This is a genomic window from Pseudomonas sp. NFPP12 (assembly GCF_900103205.1).
Classification (GTDB): Bacteria; Pseudomonadota; Gammaproteobacteria; order Pseudomonadales; family Pseudomonadaceae; genus Aquipseudomonas; species Aquipseudomonas protegens.
Window position 1 is genome coordinate 223,124 of sequence record NZ_FMWW01000001.1, and the last position, 22,373, is coordinate 245,496.

General features: G+C 63.3%; 18 protein-coding genes. 11 read left to right on the forward strand and 7 right to left on the reverse strand.

Features of this window, described 5'->3' with window-relative positions; all coding sequences use genetic code 11:
* Window positions 1-216 precede the first annotated feature (216 nt).
* Both wecB and BLS75_RS00925 read right to left on the reverse strand, forming a co-directional pair.
* Window positions 217-1,368 (reverse strand): non-hydrolyzing UDP-N-acetylglucosamine 2-epimerase, encoded by a 1,152-nt coding sequence (wecB, locus tag BLS75_RS00920; protein ID WP_041774311.1) that lies wholly within the window; start codon window positions 1,366-1,368, stop codon window positions 217-219.
* Between the two features lie 574 nt (window positions 1,369-1,942).
* A complete protein-coding gene (locus BLS75_RS00925; protein ID WP_011061871.1) occupies window positions 1,943-2,917 on the reverse strand; it encodes a LysR substrate-binding domain-containing protein in 975 nt (324 codons plus the stop codon).
* 136 nt (window positions 2,918-3,053) lie between these two features.
* Between BLS75_RS00925 and BLS75_RS00930 the strand changes: the two genes are divergently transcribed.
* The 5 genes from BLS75_RS00930 (at window position 3,054) to BLS75_RS00950 (ending at window position 7,914) form a co-directional block, all read left to right on the forward strand.
* Window positions 3,054-4,355, forward strand: coding sequence for an NAD(P)/FAD-dependent oxidoreductase (locus BLS75_RS00930; protein ID WP_072450015.1), 1,302 nt, complete (start codon window positions 3,054-3,056; stop codon window positions 4,353-4,355).
* A 51-nt stretch (window positions 4,356-4,406) separates the two neighbouring features.
* Entirely contained in the window at window positions 4,407-5,495 is a 1,089-nt protein-coding gene (locus BLS75_RS00935; RefSeq protein WP_065364312.1) for a polyamine ABC transporter substrate-binding protein, read from the forward strand.
* A 10-nt stretch (window positions 5,496-5,505) separates the two neighbouring features.
* A complete protein-coding gene (locus tag BLS75_RS00940) occupies window positions 5,506-6,768 on the forward strand; it encodes an NAD(P)/FAD-dependent oxidoreductase (RefSeq protein WP_072450016.1) in 1,263 nt (420 codons plus the stop codon).
* 131 nt (window positions 6,769-6,899) lie between these two features.
* Window positions 6,900-7,364 carry a hypothetical protein gene (locus BLS75_RS00945; RefSeq protein ID WP_239690626.1) on the forward strand — a complete coding sequence of 155 codons (465 nt, stop codon included), beginning with the start codon at window positions 6,900-6,902 and terminating at the stop codon, window positions 7,362-7,364.
* An 82-nt stretch (window positions 7,365-7,446) separates the two neighbouring features.
* Window positions 7,447-7,914, forward strand: a complete 468-nt coding sequence (locus tag BLS75_RS00950; protein WP_072450017.1) for a DUF6368 family protein — start codon at window positions 7,447-7,449, stop codon at window positions 7,912-7,914.
* A 115-nt stretch (window positions 7,915-8,029) separates the two neighbouring features.
* On the opposite strand, the gene BLS75_RS00955 is transcribed toward BLS75_RS00950, so the two are convergent.
* Window positions 8,030-8,602: a type 1 glutamine amidotransferase family protein gene (locus tag BLS75_RS00955; RefSeq protein WP_053152414.1), complete on the reverse strand. Its 573-nt coding sequence runs from the start codon at window positions 8,600-8,602 to the stop codon at window positions 8,030-8,032.
* Window positions 8,603-8,907: 305 nt separating this feature from the next.
* On the opposite strand from BLS75_RS00955, the gene BLS75_RS00960 reads away from it, so the two are divergent.
* Window positions 8,908-9,924 carry a fimbrial protein gene (locus BLS75_RS00960; protein WP_072450018.1) on the forward strand — a complete coding sequence of 339 codons (1,017 nt, stop codon included), beginning with the start codon at window positions 8,908-8,910 and terminating at the stop codon, window positions 9,922-9,924.
* A gap of 437 nt (window positions 9,925-10,361) precedes the next feature.
* On the forward strand, window positions 10,362-11,795 hold the full coding sequence (locus BLS75_RS00965; RefSeq protein WP_072450020.1) for an RtcB family protein: 1,434 nt from the start codon (window positions 10,362-10,364) through the stop codon (window positions 11,793-11,795).
* Between the two features lie 114 nt (window positions 11,796-11,909).
* Here BLS75_RS00965 and BLS75_RS00970 read toward each other — a convergent pair whose 3' ends face one another.
* Complete coding sequence (locus tag BLS75_RS00970; RefSeq protein WP_092322331.1) at window positions 11,910-12,971, reverse strand: SMEK domain-containing protein; 1,062 nt, start codon at window positions 12,969-12,971, stop codon at window positions 11,910-11,912.
* 561 nt (window positions 12,972-13,532) lie between these two features.
* On the opposite strand from BLS75_RS00970, the gene BLS75_RS00975 reads away from it, so the two are divergent.
* From BLS75_RS00975 to BLS75_RS00990, 4 genes are all read left to right on the forward strand, one after another.
* The gene (locus BLS75_RS00975; RefSeq protein ID WP_011061860.1) at window positions 13,533-13,922 is read left to right on the forward strand and encodes a RidA family protein; all 390 of its coding nucleotides are present in this window, start codon (window positions 13,533-13,535) and stop codon (window positions 13,920-13,922) included.
* A 136-nt stretch (window positions 13,923-14,058) separates the two neighbouring features.
* Complete coding sequence (locus tag BLS75_RS00980) at window positions 14,059-14,823, forward strand: IclR family transcriptional regulator (protein ID WP_072450022.1); 765 nt, start codon at window positions 14,059-14,061, stop codon at window positions 14,821-14,823.
* Window positions 14,824-14,870: 47 nt separating this feature from the next.
* Complete coding sequence (locus BLS75_RS00985) at window positions 14,871-16,088, forward strand: amino acid deaminase (RefSeq protein ID WP_072450023.1); 1,218 nt, start codon at window positions 14,871-14,873, stop codon at window positions 16,086-16,088.
* A gap of 144 nt (window positions 16,089-16,232) precedes the next feature.
* On the forward strand, window positions 16,233-17,141 hold the full coding sequence (locus tag BLS75_RS00990) for a sugar kinase (protein ID WP_072450024.1): 909 nt from the start codon (window positions 16,233-16,235) through the stop codon (window positions 17,139-17,141).
* A 59-nt stretch (window positions 17,142-17,200) separates the two neighbouring features.
* On the opposite strand, the gene BLS75_RS00995 is transcribed toward BLS75_RS00990, so the two are convergent.
* The 3 genes from BLS75_RS00995 to BLS75_RS01005 form a co-directional block, all read right to left on the reverse strand.
* A complete protein-coding gene (locus BLS75_RS00995) occupies window positions 17,201-17,476 on the reverse strand; it encodes a peptidylprolyl isomerase (protein WP_072450025.1) in 276 nt (91 codons plus the stop codon).
* 51 nt (window positions 17,477-17,527) lie between these two features.
* Window positions 17,528-20,068 (reverse strand): PAS domain-containing hybrid sensor histidine kinase/response regulator, encoded by a 2,541-nt coding sequence (locus BLS75_RS01000; RefSeq protein ID WP_072450028.1) that lies wholly within the window; start codon window positions 20,066-20,068, stop codon window positions 17,528-17,530.
* 298 nt (window positions 20,069-20,366) lie between these two features.
* The gene (locus BLS75_RS01005) at window positions 20,367-22,322 is read right to left on the reverse strand and encodes an acetoacetate--CoA ligase (RefSeq protein ID WP_072450030.1); all 1,956 of its coding nucleotides are present in this window, start codon (window positions 22,320-22,322) and stop codon (window positions 20,367-20,369) included.
* Window positions 22,323-22,373 lie beyond the last annotated feature (51 nt).

Below are 22,373 nucleotides of genomic sequence, written 5' to 3' on the forward strand. Positions count from 1 at the left end.
GATCCTGCAGCGGCTTGCCCCAGGGGCGATAGCGCAGGGAGAACACCGCGCTGGGGTTGGAGGGGGCGCGACGATCCGCTGCTTGAAAGTGTAGGTCGTCCAGTTCAATTGGCAGGTACCTGCCAGTGACCGGTAGCTTCCAGTTCTCGCACAGAGTGTGGAGCCATATGGCCAACTGGACGTTTTGCGACTGCGGACCGCGGGGGCTGCCCGGGCTCATGCCGGAGTACGGGGGGCTTGGGCCTCCAGCCAGGAGCACAGGCGGCGGGCGATGTGTTCGCTGGCGCGGCCGTCACCGTAGGGGCTGTGCACGCGGCTCATGCGGGCATGCAGCTGTGCATCGTCCAGCAGTTCGCTGGCGTGGTGCACGATGCGCTCGCGATCGGTGCCCACCAGCAGCACGGTGCCGCCTTCCAGCACCGACGGCCGTTCGGTGACCTCGCGCAGCACCAGCAAGGGCTTGCCGATGGCCGGGGCCTCTTCCTGGACACCGCCGGAGTCGCTGAGGATGAAGTGCGAACGTCCCATCAGCCAGACAAAATGCTGATAGTCCTGGGGTGCTACCAGGTAGATGTTCGGCTTGTTCGAGAGCAGGCCGTACACCGCGTTCTGTACCTGGGGGTTGAGGTGTACCGGGTACACGAACTGCACGTCCGGGTAGCGCTCGGCCAGGGTTGCCAGGGCTTCGCAGATATCGCGGAAACCGTCACCGAAGTTCTCCCGGCGGTGGCCGGTGATCAGCACCATGCGCCGGCTGTCGTCGAGCACCGCCAGGGGCGAGTTGGCCGCGGGGCGCCAGTGGGTGTGCTTCTGCCGGTTGCGCATCCACAGTAGCGCGTCGATCACCGTGTTGCCGGTGACTTCGATGTTTTCAGCGGGCACGTTTTCCCGCAGCAGGTTGGTTGCGGACCTGGCGGTCGGGGTGAAGTGCAGGTCGGCGATGACCCCGGTCAGGCGCCGGTTGGCTTCTTCGGGCCAGGGTGCCTGGAGGTTGCCAGTGCGCAGGCCGGCCTCGACGTGGCCGATGGGCAACTGCCGGTTGAAGGCGGCGAGGGCGGCGATAAAACTGGTGGTGGTGTCGCCATGGACCAGCACGATGTCCGGTTGCAGACGCTCGTAGCTGGTGTCCAGATGGATCAGCAGTTGCTGCGACAAGCCGTTGAGGGTCTGGCCCTGGGTCATCACTTGCAGGTCCACATCGACCTCGAGCTCAAAGGCGTCGAGTACCTGTTTGAGCATTTCCCGATGCTGGCCGGTGGAACAGATGTGCAGCTCGATACCTGGCCAGTGCCTTAGAACCCGAGCCAGTGGTGCCATCTTGATCGCCTCAGGGCGTGTACCGAAAACCATCATGACCTTGAACGACATGGACCCCTCCCTGGGATTGTGAAAACCGGACCTGGCGTTGAGATCAAAGCAGTCAGGATCACTCTTGTCCAACCAGGAGTGCAGGTGCTGATAGCGCTCAGGTTCGCGGTTTAGCGGGAAAAGGGGGCTTGCATTGATCCTGGAGGCAGCAGGTTTCTTGGCGGGAAGAAAACACTGGGCGCAATGCAAGATGATGTTTCGCAGTTCGGCTACCCGGTAAGAAGAATCAGGCTGACTTAAGCCATTAAATTGACGCCAATACCATTTGTCGGGAGGCTTTTAATCAGGCTTAGAGGTTCGTGTCAAAATGACGTCGCGCGCTGCTAGAATGCGCGCCATGACTCACCCCGAGAGTGAGTGTGTTGATGTCTGCCTGGTTCGTGGAGTGATGCTGTGGGTCGTGCTTTAGCGGTGTATGTAGTGGGGATGGCCCTGGTGCTGGCGTGTTTTGCCTGGGCAATGGTGACGCTCTACAGCTGAGCGCCGGCGGCGCTCGAGCTTTCCCGGGCAGTGTTCATCGGCCCTTCAATGTTGTTTGCCCAGGCCCATGAGCAGCAGGGCCTGGTCCAGTCATTCAGCCTGGGATCGACTGCCGTCCAGGCGTGCCCAGGGCTGCTGCAATCGTCCCAGCCAGGCCTTGTGCCGCGGGCAGATCCCGTTCGGCTGCCTGAGCCTGGAACCAGTTCAATACAGTTTCGCAGGCCGGATGCGCGGCGCCGCTGTCGCGTAGCCACAGGGCATAGACCCCGCCGGTCTTGAGCGCCTGGCCAAAGGGGATCAGCAGGCTGCCCCGGGCAATCGAGTCCTGGGCCAGGATCAGGTCCGTCATGGCCACCCCCAGCCCCCGGGCCGCGGCGTCCAGGGCCAGGTCGTCGAGGTTGAACAGCAGATGCTTGTAACTGTGGGGCGTCTGGTCGTCCTGGGCCTGCAGCCAGGCGGTCCATTCCTGGCGGCTGGTAGAACCGTGGATCAGCGCGTGCCCGGCCAGTTCCTCCAGGGAGCGCGGCGGCAATTGCCCGTCACTGAGCGTTGGGGCACACACCGGTACCAGGTATTCGTCGAACAGCGGGGTCAGCGGCCGCTCGTCCAGGCCTTCCGGCAGGTACAGCACATAGGCGTCGCAATCGCCGCCGGGGTCTACCGTGGCCCCGCCCACGGTCTCGATCGACAGGCACAGCCCGGGGTTGGCGGCGTAGAAACCGCTGAGCCGCGGCAGCAACCAGCGCACCGCCAGGGAGACAAAGATGCGGATGCGAAACGGCCGGTCCAGGGGCGCCGGGGCCAGGCGTTCCTGCAGGGAGCCGAGGGACCTCAGGACTTGGGTGGCCACCGTGCAGACATCGCGCCCCTGTTCGGTCAGCGAGACCCTTCGGCTGCTGCGCTCGAACAGGCTGACCCCATAGTGCTCCTCCAGTTGCTGGATCTGCCGGCTCACCGCGCTCTGGGTCAGGTGCAGGCGCGCCGCGGACTCGGTGAAGCTGTGGGTCTGGGCCACGCTGACCAGGGTCTGCAGGGCCTGCAACGAGGGCAGTCGAAGAGGGTTATCCATGCGTTTTCCGAATAGATGGATGAATTAATAACGTTCGAAATAAAGCCGTCACATCCATAGATTGTAGGCATGTGGCGCCGGGTTGAGTGTTCTGTTGAATGCTCCGGGCGCATGGATTGTGCAGGAGTGACAGGCTTTGAACAATGTATGTGGCTGGATCGCCCTGGCAGGGCAGGCTTCCCAGCGGCCAACCCTCAAGGGCCTACAGAAAGCCGACTGGCTGATCATTGGCGGTGGCATCACCGGCCTCTCGGCGGCCCATGCCCTGGCGCGGATGTTGCCACAGCAACGCATCGTCCTGCTGGATCGCCAGCGGGCGGCCCAGGGGGCTTCGGCGCGCAACTCGGGGTTTGTGGTCAGCCATGAATTGCCCGGCGCCGATGAGTTGCTTGGCCGGCCCGGCCACTCGGCCTATCAGCTTGCCTGCGGCATCGGCATCGCTGCCGGTGAAGAGGTGCGCCGGCGCATTGACGAGTTGGGCATCGAGTGCGAGTTCGATGCTGGCGGCTATCACTTCGCCGTGCACCAGGGGCAGCACTTGCAGGACAGCGGCGCCCGAGTCGCTACCCTGAATGCCGCGGGCGCCCAGGCCCAGTACCTGGAAGGCGCGGCCTTGCAGCAGCGCCTGGGCAGCGGCTTCTACCAGCGGGCCATCCACTGCGCCGGTGGCAACGCGCTGCTGCAGCCGGCCAAATACGTCAAGGGCCTGCTGGAGCGCCTGTCGGAGCGGGTGGAGGTGTTCGAGAACAGCCCGGTGCAGGACCTGCAGCCTCTGCCGGGCCGGGGCTGGCGGGCGGTGACCGGGGAGGGCGAGATCCAGGCGCCCCAGGTGCTGGCCTGTGTCGGTGCCTTCCTGCCCCGGCTCGGTGTCCGGCACAGTCGCACCTTCCCCCTGGAACTGAGCGCCAGCATCACCCGGCCCCTGCAGGAAGATCACTGGCAGCGGCTGCTGGATGAGCAGGGCTGGGGCGTGCTCTCCACCTTGCCCGGGGCGGCCACGGTGCGCCTGTTGCCCGGGCGCCGCCTGCTGATGCGCAACACCGTCGAGTATCGCCAGCGCGATCTCGGCCCGGCGCAGTTGGCGGTGCGCCGCCAGGAACACCTGCGGGGCCTGCAAAAGCGCTTTCCCGGCATTACCGATACCGACCTGCAATACACCTGGACCGGGCACCTGAGCGGCACCCGTTCCGGCGAGCCGTACTTCAGCCGGGTCGCCGAAGGCCTGCACGCGGTGGCCGGCTGCAACGGCTCGGGGGTGGCGCGGGGCACCCTGTGGGGCCGGCTGCTGGTGGAAATGGCCGCCGGTTGCGACTCCTCGCTGCTGCGTGACGTGCTGTCCCAGGCCCGGCCTGGCTACCTGCCACCCCGACCGTTTTTCGACATTGGAGCAAGCTTGCGCATGGGCTGGGAAGTGCAGCGCGCGCGACACGAACGTTAACCGTCGCGGCGAATGAAACGCCGCAATAATAAGAGCACAGAGGGCGGCAACATGATCAATCGCACCACTACGGCACTGTTATCCCTGGCCTTGTGCGCCGCAAGCGTCCAGGCGGCCGAGACCGTGAGCATCGCCAACTGGAGCGGCTATATCGCTCCGGACACCCTGGCCCAGTTCACCCAGCGCACCGGAATCCAGACCACCTACGACGTGATCGACAGCAACGAGACCACCGAGGCCAAGCTGATGACCGGCGGCAGCGGCTATGACCTGGCCAGCCCGTCCAACCACTTTCTGCCGCGGCTGATCCAGGCCGGGGCGATCCAGCCCCTGGATCGCAGCAAGCTGCCCAACTGGAACAACCTCGATCCCAAGCTGATGAAGCTGCTGGAAACCAGCGACCCGGGCAATAGGTACGGCATTCCCTATATGTGGGTGACCGTGGGCATCGGCTACAACGTCGACAAGATCAAGGCGATCTTCGGCGACACCGATGTCACCCAGTCCTGGCAACTGCTGTTCAAGCCGGAGAACATCCAGAAGCTCAAGCAGTGCGGCGTGGCCTTTCTCGACAACCCGACACAGATGGTGCCCATCACCCTCAATGCCCTGGGCCTGGACCCCCACAGTGAACAGCCGGCGGACCTGAAAAAGGCCGAAGCGGCGCTGCAGGCGATTCGCCCCTCGATCCTCTACTTCCACCAGGCCAAGTACGTCAGCGACCTGGCCAACGGCAACATCTGCGTGGCCGTGGGTTTCAGCGGCGACGTGCTGCAAGCCATGGCCACCGCGCAGCAGGCAAAAAACGGCGTGAACCTCGGCTACAGCATTCCCAGGGAAGGCTCCACAGTGGCCATGGACATGGTGGTGATTCCCAGGAACGCCCCGCACCTGGACAACGCCTACGCCTACCTGAACTACCTGCTGGACCCCAAGGTGATCGCCAACATCAGCAACTTCGTGCAGTACGCCAACGGCAATGCGGCGTCCTTGCCCTACATCGAACCGCAGTTGCGCAGCAACCCGGCGGCCTACCCGCCGCAGTCGGTGCTCGATACGCTGTTCCCGATCAAGACCATGACCCCGGCCGGCATGCGCCTGAGCACTCGCCTGTGGACCCGGGTCGTCAGTGGCACATGAGGAGCCCGGCATGATTGCAAGTCAGCAACAACGCGGCCACGCCGTGGTGGTGGGGGCCGGGGTGGTGGGCCTGGCCAGCGCCCTGTGGCTGCAGCGCCTTGGCTGGCGGGTGACCCTGCTGGACCGCCAGCCGCCGGGCAGCGGCACTTCCTTCGGCAATGCCTGTACCTTCGCCACCTATGCCGTGGAGCCAGTGGCAACCCCCGGCATCTGGCGCCAGGCCCCGGGCATGCTGTTGCGGCGCGACAGCCCGCTGGCGATCCGCCCGGGTTACCTGCCACGGATCGCCCCCTGGCTATGGCGCTTTTTGCAAAGCTCCAGCGAGCCGCGGGTCAAGGCCATCAGCCATGACCTGCACAGCCTGCTCAAGCCCTGCATGGGCGCCTGGCAGGCGTTGTTCGACGATGCCGGGGCCAACGACCTGGTGCGCCATGACGGCTCGCTGTACATCTTCGAGGCCCACGAGCGGCAGAGCGCTATCGACATGCTGGCCTATCACCAGGGGTTCGAGGTACCAATGCGCCTGGTGGAAGGGCCGGAGCTACGGGCCATGGAGCCGGCCCTCAACGCCCGTGCGGCCCTGGCGCTGGAACTGCCCCAGGTCAGCCGCACCCTCGATCCCTTCGCATTGAGCCAGCGCTTGCTGCGGTGCTTCATCGAGCGCGGCGGAGTGTTTCGCCGCGATGAGTTGCAGGGGGTCGAGCGCAGCGCCCAGGACGGCGAGCGGGTGCTTGCCCGCCTCGGCAGTGGCGAGCAACTGCCCGCCGAACGCCTGGTGTTGTGCAGCGGCGCCTGGTCCCGCCGCCTGGCGCAGAGCCTGGGGGACGAGATTCCCCTGGACACCGAGCGCGGTTATCACGTGCTGTTCGATCAGGCTGGCGGCTTGCTCAGCCGCCCGGTGTGCTGGGGCGCCGGCGGTTTCTACCTGACGCCCATGGCCCAAGGGCTGCGGGTGGCGGGGACGGTGGAGTTCGGCGGCCTCGACGCCGCGCCGGACCCGCGCCGCTATCACTACCTGGCCCGGGCGGCGCGACGCTTCCTGCCCCTGCACCACGAACCGGTTTCCCGGTGGATGGGCTTTCGTCCCTCGCTGCCGGACAGCAAGCCGGTGCTCGGCCAGTCGCGGTTGCTGCCCCAGGTGCACTACAACTTCGGCCACGGTCACGTTGGCCTGACCCTGGCCGCCATCAGTGGGCAACTGGTGGCGGAGCAGGCCAGCGGGCTGACCCCGAGCGTGAACCTGCAACCCTTCCTGGCGGGGCGTTTCCGCTAGTCACGCAGCCGCGGTGGTATGGGGAAGGGAAACGGTCATGTTCATCTGCTACAACGGCTTTTTCCCTCGACAGACCTGCATGGCGGCCGGAAAGGCGCCGGGGGACCTACGCTAGCCATGGACGCGCCCCTATGCGAAATGCACTTGTGCTGACCTCCCTGTTCCTGTGTGCCGGCGCAGCTTGCGCCGAAGACCCCGCCTCGGTACTGGGCCATGGCTTTGGTTCCCTGGGCTGCATCGACCTCAAGGACCCCGACGGCAAGGCCACCTGCGGCGCCCGCGCCCTGTCCAACGGCACCGGTTGCCACGGCCTGTCCAGCCAGGGCATGCGCGACAAATGCCTGGATGAAGCGCTGTACCCGCAAAGCAGCGCGAGCCGCAGCCGTACTGCGAAGACGGCCCAACCAACGGCCCCGGTGCCCGCCCTGTCCAGCCAGCGCCTTGTCCAACCGCCTGCGCCCTTGTTGACGGAGGGCGAGGCGAAGCGGTTGGAAGAGGTGTTGGGGGTCAATGGTTCCAGGCGCAGAGCTTGGCTATTGCACCACGGGCTTTTATCCTCCCGGTCCGGTGAATGCACTGACCGGCAGCGGGCTTGAGCATTGATGCCTGCTGATGCAGCGAACAAGGGCTCGCCTGTTATCCCTGGTGCGGATGCGGTGCGCTGGAGGAGGTGACTCAATGGCCGGGCCGACTGTCAGGGTGCTTTTACCGCGCCAGATCGATGGCTTGCTCGAAAACCGGGTGCGGGCCTGTCTGGCCGCAATTGCGGATCAACCCTGGGCCGGTACGAGCTCGTTCTTCATTGGCGGTAGCCCCATGCTGATTGGGATGGGGGCCGAATATCCAGGGGAACTGGTGGAATATGCCGGGCTGGCCGGGCAACTGGGATGGCTCCCTGAAGGCATTCTGAGCCTGGCGGCCATGGATAAAGACCAGGCGGATCACCAGCGCCTAGGGCAGGCGGCGCTGGCCTTGGCCCGTCACCTGGATGGCGTACTGGCCTTCGGCGCCAGCATCCATGCCTACACCCGGGACAGCGAATTTCTGGCGGGGCTGGCGATCATCGAGCATGAGGGCGAGAGCATTTTCAGCGCTGCGGACTTTGCGGCCTGGTTGGGCCACCGGGATTTTCGGCTGGTGAAGTAATCCACGGCACACGCCCGCACTGCAGCCCACCCACTACCTTGCGTAGGCGCTGGCTTGCCAGCCAAGGCGGCCGGGAGATCGCCTTCGCCGGCAAGCCGGCTCCTACAGGGGAGGGTCAGGCTTGCTGGCGGTGCTCGGCGGCGTGCAGGCCCAGGTAGAAGGTCAGGTTGTCGTCGCTGATGCCCAGGGTGCCGAGAATCTGTGCCATGAAACTCACTGGAGCGCTGCCCGGGGCGGTGATCACGCGCTGGTCCGCAACCGCGTGGGGCACATCCTGGTAGTGCGCGGCGCCGGCATAACCCACCGCCAGCAGGTTGTCCGCCGAATTGGAGGTGTGCTTGAGCTGGTCCAGCACCCCGGCCCGGGCCAGTTCGCGGGTGCCGTCGCAGATGCCGGCGAGGACCAGCTTGCGTTCCTTGGCCGCGCGCAGCAGTTCGCGGATATCCGGCGCCTGGGGGCTTTGCCAGACCGTCCCGCCGCAGACCATCAAGAGGTCCACCTCATCCAGACGAATATCTTCCAACGCCAGGTCCGGGGTCACCCGCAGGCCGCCCATGGAGGTCACGATGGCGCCCTTGGGGGAAGCGTAACGGCAGTCGAAGCCATAGTAGCCACGGCCGGTGGCGTTGATCAGGGCGGTTTCCCAGTCGGCGAAATTGTCGCAGACAAGGGTAATGGCGCGGGTCATGGGCAGCTGTCCTTGCTGAGGCGAATGAGTATTGGGGGCGCGCAGAATAGCCCGATTTCAGCGACTCAATGGAACATTTCGTTGCTGGGCAAGGGGGAAGGGCTGCTGTCGTTGGCGTGTGGCTGACCCCTGCAACAGCGCTTTGTAGGATAAGTCCTTGGCTCCTGAGGATTTATCGACAGCGTTCTGTGTTCGGGCTGATAGGTGCCGTGATGGGGGGGGCTTAAAGTCGAAGTTTGGGTCGCCTCGTCCTCAGTGGAAAGAGCGCCAAACGTCGTGGACATTTGAACAGGCACCGTACTTTCATGAAGCGCACCCTTCTGCTCTCGGCTCTTGTCCTGGTGTTGTCGCTATGGGGTGAGGGGCCGGCGTATGCCGGCGGGGAGTTCTCTCCCGAGTCATCGATCATTCAGTTGCCTGCCAGCATTTATGTCGGTGCAGGAACCATGAATGGCGACGTCATTGCGACCACCGCAGAGGTGGACTCGATGATGAGGGATCCATGGCCGCAAATATTCAGTTCCGAGCCCATGGTCTACAAGCTTCAAGGCGCTACGCTGGCCCCCGGTTACTACAACGTCTACTTGAGCAACGTGCCTGGAGTCGGATTCAGGTGGAACGCCAAATGGAGATGGCGTGAAAATCAGTCCGGGTCCAGCCAGTATCTGGTGGGGAGCGGAAAGTCATCCGTAAAACTCAGATGGGTCAAGGGTGATGTCTACAAGCAATCCATGTGGCTGGAAATCATAAAGATCGGCGACATCCAGAGTGGGACCTTGGCTGGTAACGGGTTGGTGAACGTTGCGTTCAACTGCGTTGGTATCTGCAAATCCCAAGGCTGGACGGTCTACACCAGCGGCAAAAGCGCAGTGACGGTGCAGCTCAGAGTACCGACCTGCAGTGTGTCCAGGTCGCAGATTTCAGTGCCCCTGGGGCGAACATCGAACATGACCTTTTCCGGTGTGGGGAGTACCTCCAAAGCGGTGCCCTTCAAAATCAACCTGTCATGTTCGGGAGGGGATGCCGGGGCTTCGATCGGGGCTTATGTCTCGTTCATAGATGTGAACAACGTGGCTAACCAGGGCAGCACCTTGTCGCTGAGCGCCGGGTCGACTGCCTCGGGAGTGGGGGTGCAGATCCTCAAGGGAGCGACTGTTCTCGGCTACGGTTCGGGCTCTGTCAATCGATGGTGGGCGGGGAATATCTCCGCTGGGGTCTCGAGCTACGACATTCCCCTGACCGCGCGTTATGTCCAGACCGCTTCGCGAGTCACCCCAGGAACGGTCCGTGGGATGGCGACCTTGACGATGAGTTATCGTTGAGCGGTTTCATCGTTCAGGGTTTCGGCATGCGCCGGGGCCTTAGCAGTTACTACGGCTCAAGACCCAGAGCTATGCCCAGGGCCGCTTCCTCTGGCAGCAGACCCTGGCCCGCCTGCCGCCGTTGCAGGCGCGAGCTTACTCGCGAAGACGGTTGCTGGCGCAAGGCGCACATGCCGAACAGGCCGCCAACGGCCAGGCGCAGAAGGTGCAGATCAAGGGCGTGCGCTTCAACTTCTAACCCCACGCAGCTCTGTAGGAGCCCGCTTGCTGGCGAAGGCGTCTCGCCAGGCGCCTCCTTAAATAATTTCTCCCCGGCTATTTACATCCACAGCGTCATTCCCCCATTATCCGCGCCGTCTAAGTTTCGCTGCTGACCAGACAATTCCAGCCACCAAAAGGGTGGTTGTTTTGTTGCGTCCAAGAAAAGCAGTTGAAAAATGACCAAGACTCCTCTGAAAAGAATTCAGCACAAGCTCGCCCGTTCCGGGGTGGCCATCGAACGCCTGAATTCCAATTCCCTCTCTATCTCGTCCACCAATGACGCCGGCCTCAAGGTGGATCTGCTGCTGCCCGACAGCTTTGCCATCGAAGAGAAAGCCATCCTGCAACTGATGGATTTCGCCAAGGTCGCCCACCCCCATGGCGGCGAAGTGAAGTGCGCCTGCGCCACGCCGGATTTCCATACCGGCAGCCCGATTCCGGTGGGCAGCGTGATCGTCACCAGCCACGACATGGTGGTGCCGCAAGCCATCGGCACCGACATCAATTGCGGCATGCGCCTGCACAAGCTGGGGCTGAACTACGAGCAGTTCATGGCACAAAAGGCCAAGTGGACCGCCCTGGTGCGGGGCGATCTGCTGGAAGGCACGCGCAATATTCCCACCAGCCCCACGGCCATGAGCGCGCTGTTTGCTTCGGGGCTGGGGGATTTCTGGGCTCAGGTACAGCAACAGGACCCGATCGGGCTGTTTGCCGGGGCAGATTTCGCCCAATTGCAGCGTGAGCTTTCTGGCCTGCATGAGTCGTCCTTTGCCCGCGGCAGCGCCGACTATGCACCGGAGGCCCTGCAGGACCTTTCGCGCAAGATCCTTCGCGACCCGGGCCTGGGTTCCCTGGGCGGCGGCAATCACTTTGTCGAGATCCAGGTGGTCACCGAACTGGTGGATCGCCAGGCCTGCTTCGCCCAGGGCCTGTCCGTGGGGCAGGTGGTGATGATGATCCACACCGGCTCTCGCGACGTGGGCTTCTATGTAGGCCGACGCTGGATGGACAAGGCCAAGGCCCTGTGGCCGGCCGGGATCAAGCATCCCGATTCGAAGATATTCGCCCTGTTTGGCGAGATGGCCGATGAGTACCTGCTGGCCATGCACAGCGCCGCGCACTACGCCGACGCCAACCGCGCACTGATCGCCGAAATGGTGCGCCAGCGCACTCGGCAGGTGTTCGGCGCGGGCATCGAAGCGCCGCTGATTGTCGATGTACCGCACAACATCGTACTGCGCGAGGAAGGCGGCAACGTCCACCGCAAAGGCGCCACACCGGCCTATGCCGGGCAGCCGCTGCTGATTCCGGGGAGCATGGGGCATGACTCCTACCTGCTCACCGGGCTGGGCAACGATCGCTGGCTGCGCTCGGCCAGCCACGGCGCCGGGCGCTCCATGTCGCGCAGCGAGGTGGTGTTCAAGGCCAAGAAGGACAAGGCCTTCCTCGGCCTGCAGGGCGTGGAGTGCATCACCACCAAGGAAGAGCGGATGATCGAAGAAGCACCGGGGGCCTACAAGGAAATTGGCCAGGTGATCCAGTCCCAGGTGGAAGAGGGCACGGTGTCGGTGATTGCGCGGTTTTCGCCGATTTTGACGTTCAAGGCTTGATCGAAATCTCTCTTGGGCAGTAGAGACAAGATAGAAATCGATATCCTGAGAAGTACAGGCTGGCCTAGGATCGGCAGCCTGTGCTAGAGGAAATAGAGCCTGAATAACATGTGATCAATAAGGTGTTTTACCAAAGCTGACCAATCGCTGTTTGTGGTCGTTGATAAGCTTCATAAGCTGCAGCAGTTTGTTGCGAATGCTTCTGCAGTATTCAAGTTCTGAATCGTTTAATTCCAGGCCGTCTTTGAAAATACGATGAGATGACGGAAAACCATCCCAGCTTTGCGGCTCGCTCCAGCGCCCCACTGAGTCGAAACCCTTGGGGAAATGGTTGTTAAAGTTATTTACAAGTTCCGCAACTAGCTCGTCGATATCCTGCTCAAGATGACGAAAGTCTGGAAGCTGTGACCATTTTTTAAAATTGCTTCCCGGTTTCATTGACGCTTGTTGACGTAGTGAATTAAAAGCGCATAACGATCTGAAATCTCTGACTTCGATGTACTGGCAGTAATCAGTGCGCGGAAGATTAGCAAGTGGGTCGTATGGAAGTTTACTCAGTCCCTGTTGATAGGCGATGGCTTTTTCGTGGTGTTCGTCGGTATTTATTGTACCGAATCTGGGAGGGTGTGTTCCGTCCAGCCAATACTTCACACAATCGTGGGCGCGAGTGAGCGGGCCATCACTCTTAGTGCAGTCGCTCTGATACTTGACCCAGTCCACAATGTCTTGGAGTCCGAAAATCGAAACAAGGTTCTTGTCATAACTATTTGCTTTGACTTTTGGTGCGCGATTATGGGCGGCATAAATGATCCATACCCTGGTGTACTGCTCTTTTAATTGATGCTTGATGAAATTGTTAATGGTGTGATTGATCTTCTGTTGGGGGTTTTCTCCCTGGAAGGTTATCTGCACACAGACACCGTTTCTTTCATCAGCCAGGTCGATGGCGGGATAGTTGATTCCATTTTGCTCGTCGACGGGCTTTTCACTCAATCGGGGAGTGTTGGGCCATACATTCATGTTTCTGAAGCTGAAGCCTGCATGCGACCCTGCTTCATTGAGCAGGTGCATGAAAAGAGTCTCGGCCTTTTTCGCTTCGTCGGTGAAACCCTGTTTGCATTCGTCGATTACGGCATACGCATGTTGGCGTAGTCTCTGGCTCAGGTAGTCGATCATGCGTTCTGCTGATGCAAGCGCCATTGTATGGTCCTTGGCTTCGTTGTTTGAGGTTAGCTATCAGCTCGGTAGTGGCGGTTCTCCTTGCTGTCTACCGGCACGGATAATTGTCCTTTCGTGTTTTTCTCGAAACTTACAATCTCCGTCAGGTTTTCAGCTGGAGTGCGTAAAACTTGAGCAATGTGATTGAGTGTTTTTAGCTTTACTGCAGTGTCGAAAAATGGATGCAGCGAGGGAGATTGAGAGGCTCTTTGCTCGTATCGATCTGGGTCTTGGCATTCATTTAGATGGCTCCCTCCCGTCCCCTACGGCACTTGCGTTCTATACCCGTGTAACACTCATCCTTTCACACGACTTTCTCGCTTTAGTTTCCCTGATTCCTTCCAGTGCTTTTCAATCCCTGATTAAGCATGGCAAACTCCTTCACAGTGTTCCGTTATTGCAGTATTAAATCCGTTATAGCGGAATCATGTGGCTGGATTGCCTTTTGTGCGCCAGCGCATCTTCAGGAACAGCGTTTCTTGAAGATTGTTCTTCATCTTTCACCCAGGAGAGCCTCTCATGAGCATCACCCGTTACGGCACCGGTAGCACCGCAGGCGGTGGCCAGCCGCGTCCTTTCGCTCGCGCGGTCGAGGCCGATGGCTGGCTGCATGTGTCCGGCCAGGTGCCGGCGCTGGATGGCGAGATCATTCACGGTGGGATCGTCGAGCAGACGCATCAGACGCTGCGCAATCTGGTGGCCATTCTCGAAGAGGCCGGGTATGGCCTGGAGGATGTGGTGCGGGTTGGCGTGTGGCTGGAAGACCCGCGGGATTTCTGGAGTTTCAACAAGGTGTTCGGTGAGTACTTCAAGCCCGAACACGCGCCGGCCCGGGCCTGTGTGCAGGCCAGCATGATGGTGGATTGCAAGGTCGAGATCGATTGTGTGGCCTACAAGAAGAAGGCCTGATGGCTATGGCCTGTAGAAGCTGGCTTGCCAGCGAAGGCGCCCGTGAGGGCGGCACAAGGCTTGAGGGCCTCTTCGCCGGCGAGCCGGCTCCTACGGGTCGATAGGGGCGCCATGTTTTTTTGTGAAGGCCAGTTAGATGAGCGAAGACAACATCAAGCGTCGGGCCAAGGGCCTGGATCGGGCGTTCGATATTCTCGATTTCCTCAAGGAGATCGGCCAGCCGTTGCGGCCCAACGATATCGCCAAGGGCATTGGCGGCCCCAAGTCCACGGTCTATGAGTTGGTGGCTTCCCTGCTGGAGCGGCGGGTACTGGAACCGGTGGGCCAGGAGGGGCATGTGTACCTGGGCCGCCAGTTGTACTTTCTCGGCCAGGCCCATTTGCGTCATTTCGACCTGAGCCGCGAGGCCGATCAGGCCTTGCAGGAAATCGTCCGCCAGACCCAGGAAACCGCGCAGATGTGCCTGCTCAACGGGCGCAAATACACGGTGGCGCTGATGAAGGAGGGCGAGCGGCACTTCCGCATTTCCTCGAATATCGGCGAGAACGCGCCGATTCCCTGGACCGCTTCCGGGCGGTTGCTATTGGGGCATTTGAGCGATGGGCAGATTGTCGACCTGATCGATGAACGGGACTTCGTTCTGCCCGACGGTGAGCGTCTGCCCTTGGCGACGTTTCTCAAGCAAATCCGCCAGGCCAGCGAGGATGGGTTCTTTTCCTTCGACAGCGTGGCCGACACCTTTACCCATTGTTTTGCCGCACCGGTGCGCGATGAGCACGGGGTGTGCATCTGCACGCTCTGCATCGTCGCGCCCAGGGCCGATGCCCAGCGCAATTACCAGCAATATCGCCGGGTGCTGATCGACAGCGCCAACCGTCTGGCCCGGCGTATCAACGATTGATGACTGTTTCGCGGCTGTGCGCAGCTGCCTTGATAAGGAGTGCCAAGATGTCTTCCGTATTGAACCTGCCACTGGTGGAAAAGGGCGCCGCTGCCCAGGGCGCGAGCCTGTTGCAAGACATCAGCCTGCCGGCCCTGGTGCTGCATCGCGAGGCCCTGGAACACAACATCCGCTGGATGCAGAAGTTCGTCAGTGACAGCGGTGCCGAGCTGGCGCCCCACGGCAAGACCAGCATGATGCCCGCGCTGTTTCAGCGGCAGTTGGACGCTGGCGCCTGGGGCATCACCCTGGCCACTGCGGTACAGACTCGCGCTGCCTATGCCCATGGCGCGCGCCGGGTGTTGATGGCCAACCAGTTGGTGGGGGCGCCGAACATGGCGCTGATCGCCGAGCTGCTGGCGGACCCGGATTTCGATTTCTATTGCATGGTCGATCACCCGGACAGCGTCGCCGACCTGGGGGCGTTTTTCGCCCAGCGTGGGGTCACGCTCAAGGTGATGATCGAGTACGGCGTGGTCGGTGGGCGTTGCGGTTGCCGCACCGAGCAAGAGGTGCTGGCCCTGGCCAAGGCGATCCAGGCGCAGCCGGCCCTGGCGCTGTGCGGTATCGAAGGTTATGAAGGGGTGATCCATGGCGATCAGGCCATCAGCGGCATCCGCCAGTTCGCCGACTCCCTGGTGCGCCTGGCGGTGGACCTGCACAACGACGGGCTGTTCGCCATCGAGCGGCCGATTATCACCGCCTCGGGGTCAGCCTGGTATGACCTGATTGCCGAATCCTTCGAGACCCACAACGCCAAGGGCCGCTTCCTCAGTGTGCTGCGTCCGGGCAGTTACGTGGCTCATGACCATGGCATCTATAAAGAGGCGCAGTGCTGCGTGCTGGATCGCCGCGCCGACCTGGAGGAGGGCCTGCGCCCGGCCATGGAGGTCTGGGCCCATGTGCAATCGCTGCCGGAGCCGGGCTTTGCCGTGGTGGCCCTGGGCAAGCGCGATGTGGCCTATGACGCCGGCCTGCCGGTACCGCTGCGGCGTTATCGCGCCGGGGCCCAGGCCAGTGCCGGGGATGACGTGGGGGCGTGCAAGGTCACTGCGGTGATGGACCAGCATGCGTTTCTCACGGTGGCGCCGGGAGTGGAGCTGCGCATTGGCGACATCATTTCCTTCGGTACTTCGCACCCCTGCCTGACCTTCGACAAATGGCGCACCGGGTTGCTGGTGGATGAGCGCCTGCAGGTGATCGAGAACCTGGAAACCTGTTTCTGATCGCCGGAGCCGGGGATATGCAGGGTCTGCAGGAGCCGGCTCGCCGGCGAAGAGGCCTTTGGATGAGGCGCAGGCCGTGCGGGCGTCTTCGCTGGCAAGCCAGCTCCTACCCGGTGGAATGTGCTTTGAGGGGAGGTCAGGAACATGGACAGGAAGAAACGCATCGCGGCCATCGGCGAATGCATGATCGAGTTGCAGCAGCATCATGACGGCAGCCTGCAACAGAGCTTTGGCGGCGACACCCTGAATGCCGCGGTGTACCTCGCGCGGGAAATGGGCGAGGCCGGGCGGGTGGATTACGTCACCGCCCTGGGCGATGACAGCTTCAGTGATGCCATGTGCCAGGGGTGGGCGGCGGAGGGCATCGGCCTGGAGCGGGTGCAGCGCTTGCCGGGGCGCCTGCCAGGGCTGTATTGCATCCAGACTGACGCCCGGGGCGAGCGGCGCTTTCTCTACTGGCGCAACGAGGCGGCAGTGCGCGACTGCTTCACCACGGTGGCGGCCGGGCCGATCCTCGAAGCGCTGAAGCATTACGATGTGCTGTATTTCAGCGGCATCACCCTGGCGGTGCTGGGGGAGGTGGGGCGCGGGAAGTTTTTGCAGACCCTGGCCGAGGCGCGCCAGCGCCAGGCGCTGATAGTCTTCGACAACAACTACCGGCCGCGCCTGTGGGCGTCGGTCGAACAGGCCCGGGCGGCGTACCGCGAAGTATTGCCCCAGGTGGATCTGGCATTGCTGACCCTGGAGGATGAGCAAGCGCTGTTTGCCTATGCGGATGCCGAAGCGGTGTTCGCGGCGTACCAGGGCACTCCGGAAGTGGTGCTCAAGCGGGGCGCCGAGCCCTGCCTGATTCGCGTGGCGGGTGGTGCTTTCGAGGTGCCGGCCCAGCGGGTGGAGCAGGTAGTGGACACCACGGCGGCCGGGGATTCGTTCAGCGCAGCCTATCTGGCCCGGCGCCTGCTGGGCGGCAGCCCGGTGCAAGCGGCAGAGGCCGGGCACCGCCTGGCGAGCCAGGTCATCCAGCATCCCGGCGCCCTGATACCCCGCCATTGAACCGTGCGTTGACCTTGCGGGCGCCTTCGCTGGCAAGCCAGCTCCTGCAGGGCCCGGAGTCAGTCGCGGAAGAAGACTTGCACCAGGTGATAGCCGAACTTGCTCTTGATCGGGCCATGCACGGTGCGCAGGGGCTTCTTGAAAATGACCTGGTCGATGGCACCGACCATCTGCCTCGGGCGCACTTCCCCCAGGTCGCCGCCGCGCTTGCCGGATGGGCAGGTGGAGTATTTCTTCGCCAGTACGTCGAAGGCTTCACCCTTGGCGATGCGCTGCTTGAGCTGTTCAGCCTCTTCGGCGGTTTTCACCAGGATGTGGCGGGCTTGGGCTTTCATGGGCGGGTGACCTTGTAGCGGGAAATCGGCGGCCGCGGATTATGCCTGAATTCAGGACGCGCGGCCGATCATCTGACGAATCTTCTGGGCCATTTCCTCAATGGAAAACGGCTTGGCCATCAGGTCCATGCCCGGCTCCAGGAAGCCCTGGCGCTCGGCCGCCTTTTCCGCGTAGCCGGTCATGAACAGCACCTTGAGCCCGGGCCGCTGCTGGCGGGCGATCTCCGCCAGTTGCCGGCCGTTCATGCCCGGCAGGCCGACATCGGTCACCAGCAGATCGACGCGCATCGGCGATTCCAGCAAGGGCAGGGCGCTGCGCGCATCTTCGGCCTCGAAGGCGCGGTAGCCCAGTTCGGCGAGGACATTGAGCACCAGCATGCGCACTGCCGGGTCGTCTTCCACCACCACCACGGTTTCCCCGGCGATGGCCTGGGGCGCCTGGTTGAGGGTGGCGGGTTCGGCGCTGTCCAGTGGTGCGGCGAACAGCCTTGGCAGGTACAGGCGCACGCAGGTGCCCTGGTCCGGTTCGCTGCTGATGGTCACGTGGCCGCCGGACTGCTGGGCGAAGCCGTAGATCATCGACAGCCCCAGGCCCGTACCCTGGCCGATGGGCTTGGTGGTGAAGAACGGGTCGAAGGCCTTGGCCAGGATCCGCGGGCTCATGCCGGCGCCGTTGTCGCTGACGCCGAGCATCACGTAGTCGCCGGCCTTGACCGGTTCCAGGGTGCTGATGTCGCTGCCGTCGAGGTAGCTGTTGGCGGTTTCGATCAGCAGCCTGCCGCCGTCGGGCATGGCGTCGCGGGCGTTGATCACCAGGTTGAGCAGGGCATTTTCCAGCTGGCTGGCGTCGGTGTTCACTGGCCACACGCCGTCCGCCAATTGCATCTGCAGCTCGATGTGCTCGCCCTTGGTGTGGTTGAACAGCTCTTGCAGCGAGCGCACCAGCTGGTTGGGGTCCAGGGGCTGGCGGTCCAGGGACTGGCGCCGGGAGAACGCCAGCAGGCGGTGGGTCAGGGACGCCGCGCGTTTGGCCGAAGACATGGCCGCTTCGGTGAAGCGACCGATCTCGGCGCCGCGGCCATTGTCGATATAGCGCTGCATCAGGTCCAGGCTGCCGATGATGCCGGTGAGCATGTTGTTGAAGTCGTGGGCGATGCCGCCGGTGAGCTGGCCCACGGCTTCCATCTTCTGCGCATGGCGCAGGGCATCTTCGGCGCGTTCGCGCTCGAACATTTCGTTCTGCAGGCGCTGGTTGGCAGTGGCCAGGGCCTCGGTCCGCTGGTTCACCCGTTCCTCCAGGGTTTCGTTGAGATTGCGCAGGGCTTCTTCGGTCTGCCGGCGCTCGGTTTCGTCGATGACAAAGATGTAGAAACCATTGATCGCGCCGTCGGCGCCGTAACGCGGCAGGTACTTCATCAGGGCATGGCGCGGCCGGCCGTCGCGGTGCGGCGAGCTGGCCTCGAAGCTGCACGGCTTGCCGGCCAGTGCGGCCTTGATGTTCTCGGCGCGAGTGGCGTAGATATCGTCGCCGACCACTTCGCGGATGCTCTTGCCGTACAGTTCCTGCGGGGTCAGGCCGTACCAGTCCAGGTAGGCGCTGTTGTTCAGGCGAAAGCGTTCCTCGTGGTCGACATAGCCGATCAGCACGGGCATGGCATTGATGATCAGTTGCAGCTCGGTCTGGCTCTGGCGCAGCGCCTGTTCCATCTGCTTGCGTTCGGTGAGGTCCAGGGCCGCGCCGAGAAAACGCGTCGGCCGGCCATGGTGGTCCTTGTAGCAGCGGCCTCGGGCGAACACCCAGCGCAGCTGGCCGTCGGCCAGTTGCAGGCGGTACTCCTCGGCGTACTCGGTGCCGTGGGTGATGCAGTGCTTGATGCCCCGGGCCACCATGCCGCGGTCCTCCGGGTGCACGCCCTTGAGGTACTCGCTGATGGGCAGTTGCCGGGACTGCTGCGGATCGACGCTGTGCAACTGGGCGAAATGCGCGTCGGCGATGAAGCGGTCTTCGCCGATGTCCCAATCCCAGGTGCCCACCGCGTCGGTGGCCGCCAGGGCCAGTTGCAGGCGCTCTTCGGTCTCGTGCTGGGCGCGCAGGCTGTCGTCGGAGCGCTGCTGCAGTTCCAGGGCGATGCGCCGGCGTTCGTTGGTCTCGATGGCGGTGACCAGGATTCCGGCGACGTCGCCGCGTTCGTTGCGGATCGGGCTGTAGGTCAGGTCCAGCCACAGGTCGTATTCGCTGCCGTTGGTGCGTTGCAGGCTGAAGCGCTGTTCGCTGAAGGTGCGCACCTGGCCGTTGAGCACGGCGCGGTAGATCGGGTCGGTGAAGTCCATCAGTTCCGGCCAGGTCAGGTGCGCCGGGTGGCCGAAGGCACTGGGGTGCTTGTTGCCCGCCAGCAGGGCGAAGCCGTCGTTGTAGATCTGCGTCAGCTCGGCGCCCCACAGCAGCAGCATCGGCATCGGCGAATGGATCACGATGTCCACGGCGGTGCGCAGGCTCTGGGGCCAGTGGCCGGATTCTCCGAGGGGAGTGGCCGACCAGTCCAGGCGGGCAATCAGGTTGGCGGCTTCGCTGCCGGAGTGGGGGCCATTCATGTCGAAGGTGTCCTGGGTGGTGCGGTATTACGCGGCGACGCCACAGGCTCGCGCACTCGAAAAGTCGCATGGACATGCGGTGCATATTCAAACGGATGGATTGTAGGCGTTTTCGGCGCGCACATTTTCACCCGCTTTTGCGGCAGATGACCAGTCTAGAGGGGCTGAACGGTTATCACCGTGATGCCTGGGGATGCGGTAGCCCGTAGGAGCCGGCTTGCCAGCGAAGTGGCCATTGCCTAGCGCGCCGACCTGGGCGACGCCTTCGCCGGCAAGCCGGCTCCTGCAAGGGGAGGGGTCAGCTGCGCAGTTCCTCGCGGTCGCGAAACTGCTCCAGGGCCTCGGGGTTGGCCAGGGCGTCGGTGTTCTTCACCGGCAGGCCGTGCACCACGTTGCGCACCGCCAGTTCGACGATCTTGCCGCTGATGGTGCGGGGAATGTCCGTGACCGCGAGGATCTTCGCCGGCACATGGCGCGGCGTGGTGTTGTTGCGAATCACCTGGCGAATGTGTTCCTGCAAGGCTTCATCGAGCTCCACGCCGTCTTGCAGGCGCACGAACAGCACCACCCGCACGTCCTGCTCCCAGCTCTGGCCGATGGCCAGGCTTTCCAGGACCTGCTCCAGCTTTTCCACCTGGCGGTAGATTTCCGCGGTGCCGATACGCACCCCGCCGGGGTTGAGCACGGCGTCTGAACGCCCATGGATCAGCCAGCCACCCTCGGCCAGTTGTTCGGCGTAGTCGCCCTGGGCCCAGACGCCGGGAAACAGGCAGAAGTACGAGGCCTTGAGCTTGCTCTGGTCCGGGTCGTGCCACAGGCCCACGGGAATGCTGGGGAAGTGCCGGGTGCACACCAGCTCGCCTTTCTCGCCGATCACCGGCTGGCCCTGGTCGTTCCACACTTCGATGGCCATGCCCAGGCCCTTGCCTTGCATCTCGCCGCGGCGCACCGGCTGTATCGGATTGCCGGCGACGAAGCAGGCGACGATATCGGTGCCGCCTGACATCGAGGCCAGGCACAGCTCGCTCTTGATCTCGCGGTACACGTAGTCGTAGCTCTGCGGCGACAGCGGCGAGCCGGTGCAGAGCAGGGTCTTCAGGCTCTCCAGGCGGTGGCTCTGGCGCGGCCGGCTGCCGGCCTTTTCCAGAGCCGCCAGGTACTTGGGGCTGGTGCCGAAGACGCTGATGGCTTCGCGGTCGATCAGGTCCATCAGGTGCTCGTTGCCGGGATGGAACGGCGAGCCATCGTAGAGCACCAGGCTGGCCCCGGTGGCCAGGGCCGAGACCAGCCAGTTCCACATCATCCAGCCGCAGGTGGTGTAGTAGAACAGGCGCTCGCCGGGGCCCAGGTCGGCGTGCAGGCCGTGTTCCTTGAGGTGTTGCAGCAGCACCCCGCCGGTGCCGTGGACGATGCACTTGGGCACCCCGGTAGTACCGCTGGAGTAGAGGATGTACAGCGGATGGGCGAAGGGCACCGGGGTGAATTCGGGCTCGCCGCCGGGGCGGTAGAAGTCGTCCCACAGGCTGACGCTGGCCGGGGTGCGGTAGTCCTCGGCCCGGGCCTGCGAGCGGGCGTAGGGCACGATCAGCAACTGCTCCAGGGACGGCAGGCGCTCGAGGATCTGGTTGACCTTGGCCGTCTGGTCGATGTCCTTGCCGGCGTAGCGGTAGCCGGCGCAGGTGATCAGCACCTTGGGCTCGATCTGGCCGAAGCGGTCGACCACCCCCTGGGTGCCGAAATCCGGCGAGCAGCTGGACCACACGGCCCCGAGGCTGGTGCTGGCGAGCATGCCCACCAGGGTCTGCCAGGTGTTGGGCATGCAAGCGGCAACCCGGTCACCGAGGCCGACTCCAGCGTCCCGCAGGCTGCGTTGCAGGCCGGCCACCTGGGCCGCCAGTTCGGCGTGGGTCAATTGTTCGCGCTGGCCGTTTTCGTTGATCGCCACCACCGCGACGCTGTCATCCCGACGCTTGAGCAGGTGCTCGGCGAAGTTCAGGGTGGCGCCGGGAAACCACTGCGCGCTGGGCATCTGCGGCCCTTCGCGCAGCACGCATTCAGCAGGCTGGTGGAAGCTGACCTCAAAGAAGTCGACGATGGCCTGCCAGAAGCTTTCTCGCTGGTCGATGCTCCACTGGTGCAGGGCGGGGTAGTCGTGAAGATTCAGGCCGTGGCGCTGATTGACGAAGCGGCGAAAGGCATCCATCCGCGTCTTGCCGATGCGCTCGGCGCTGGGTTGCCAGAGTAGGTCGGACATGCAAGGCCTCGTGTTCTTATTGTTGTTTTTAGGGGGGGGCTGTTCGCTGGC

What these genes read in the sequence shown, in the direction of transcription:
- wecB (WP_041774311.1), bottom strand. Translation starts at nt 1,368, where the DNA reads ATGTCGTTCAAGGTCATGATGGTTTTCGGTACACGCCCTGAGGCGATC.
- BLS75_RS00925 (WP_011061871.1), bottom strand. Translation starts at nt 2,917, where the DNA reads ATGGATAACCCTCTTCGACTGCCCTCGTTGCAGGCCCTGCAGACCCTG.
- BLS75_RS00935 (WP_065364312.1), top strand. Translation starts at nt 4,407, where the DNA reads ATGATCAATCGCACCACTACGGCACTGTTATCCCTGGCCTTGTGCGCC.
- BLS75_RS00940 (WP_072450016.1), top strand. Translation starts at nt 5,506, where the DNA reads ATGATTGCAAGTCAGCAACAACGCGGCCACGCCGTGGTGGTGGGGGCC.
- BLS75_RS00945 (WP_239690626.1), top strand. Translation starts at nt 6,900, where the DNA reads ATGCGAAATGCACTTGTGCTGACCTCCCTGTTCCTGTGTGCCGGCGCA.
- BLS75_RS00950 (WP_072450017.1), top strand. Translation starts at nt 7,447, where the DNA reads ATGGCCGGGCCGACTGTCAGGGTGCTTTTACCGCGCCAGATCGATGGC.
- BLS75_RS00955 (WP_053152414.1), bottom strand. Translation starts at nt 8,602, where the DNA reads ATGACCCGCGCCATTACCCTTGTCTGCGACAATTTCGCCGACTGGGAA.
- BLS75_RS00960 (WP_072450018.1), top strand. Translation starts at nt 8,908, where the DNA reads ATGAAGCGCACCCTTCTGCTCTCGGCTCTTGTCCTGGTGTTGTCGCTA.
- BLS75_RS00965 (WP_072450020.1), top strand. Translation starts at nt 10,362, where the DNA reads ATGACCAAGACTCCTCTGAAAAGAATTCAGCACAAGCTCGCCCGTTCC.
- BLS75_RS00970 (WP_092322331.1), bottom strand. Translation starts at nt 12,971, where the DNA reads ATGATCGACTACCTGAGCCAGAGACTACGCCAACATGCGTATGCCGTA.
- BLS75_RS00975 (WP_011061860.1), top strand. Translation starts at nt 13,533, where the DNA reads ATGAGCATCACCCGTTACGGCACCGGTAGCACCGCAGGCGGTGGCCAG.
- BLS75_RS00980 (WP_072450022.1), top strand. Translation starts at nt 14,059, where the DNA reads ATGAGCGAAGACAACATCAAGCGTCGGGCCAAGGGCCTGGATCGGGCG.
- BLS75_RS00985 (WP_072450023.1), top strand. Translation starts at nt 14,871, where the DNA reads ATGTCTTCCGTATTGAACCTGCCACTGGTGGAAAAGGGCGCCGCTGCC.
- BLS75_RS00990 (WP_072450024.1), top strand. Translation starts at nt 16,233, where the DNA reads ATGGACAGGAAGAAACGCATCGCGGCCATCGGCGAATGCATGATCGAG.
- BLS75_RS00995 (WP_072450025.1), bottom strand. Translation starts at nt 17,476, where the DNA reads ATGAAAGCCCAAGCCCGCCACATCCTGGTGAAAACCGCCGAAGAGGCT.
- BLS75_RS01000 (WP_072450028.1), bottom strand. Translation starts at nt 20,068, where the DNA reads ATGAATGGCCCCCACTCCGGCAGCGAAGCCGCCAACCTGATTGCCCGC.
- BLS75_RS01005 (WP_072450030.1), bottom strand. Translation starts at nt 22,322, where the DNA reads ATGTCCGACCTACTCTGGCAACCCAGCGCCGAGCGCATCGGCAAGACG.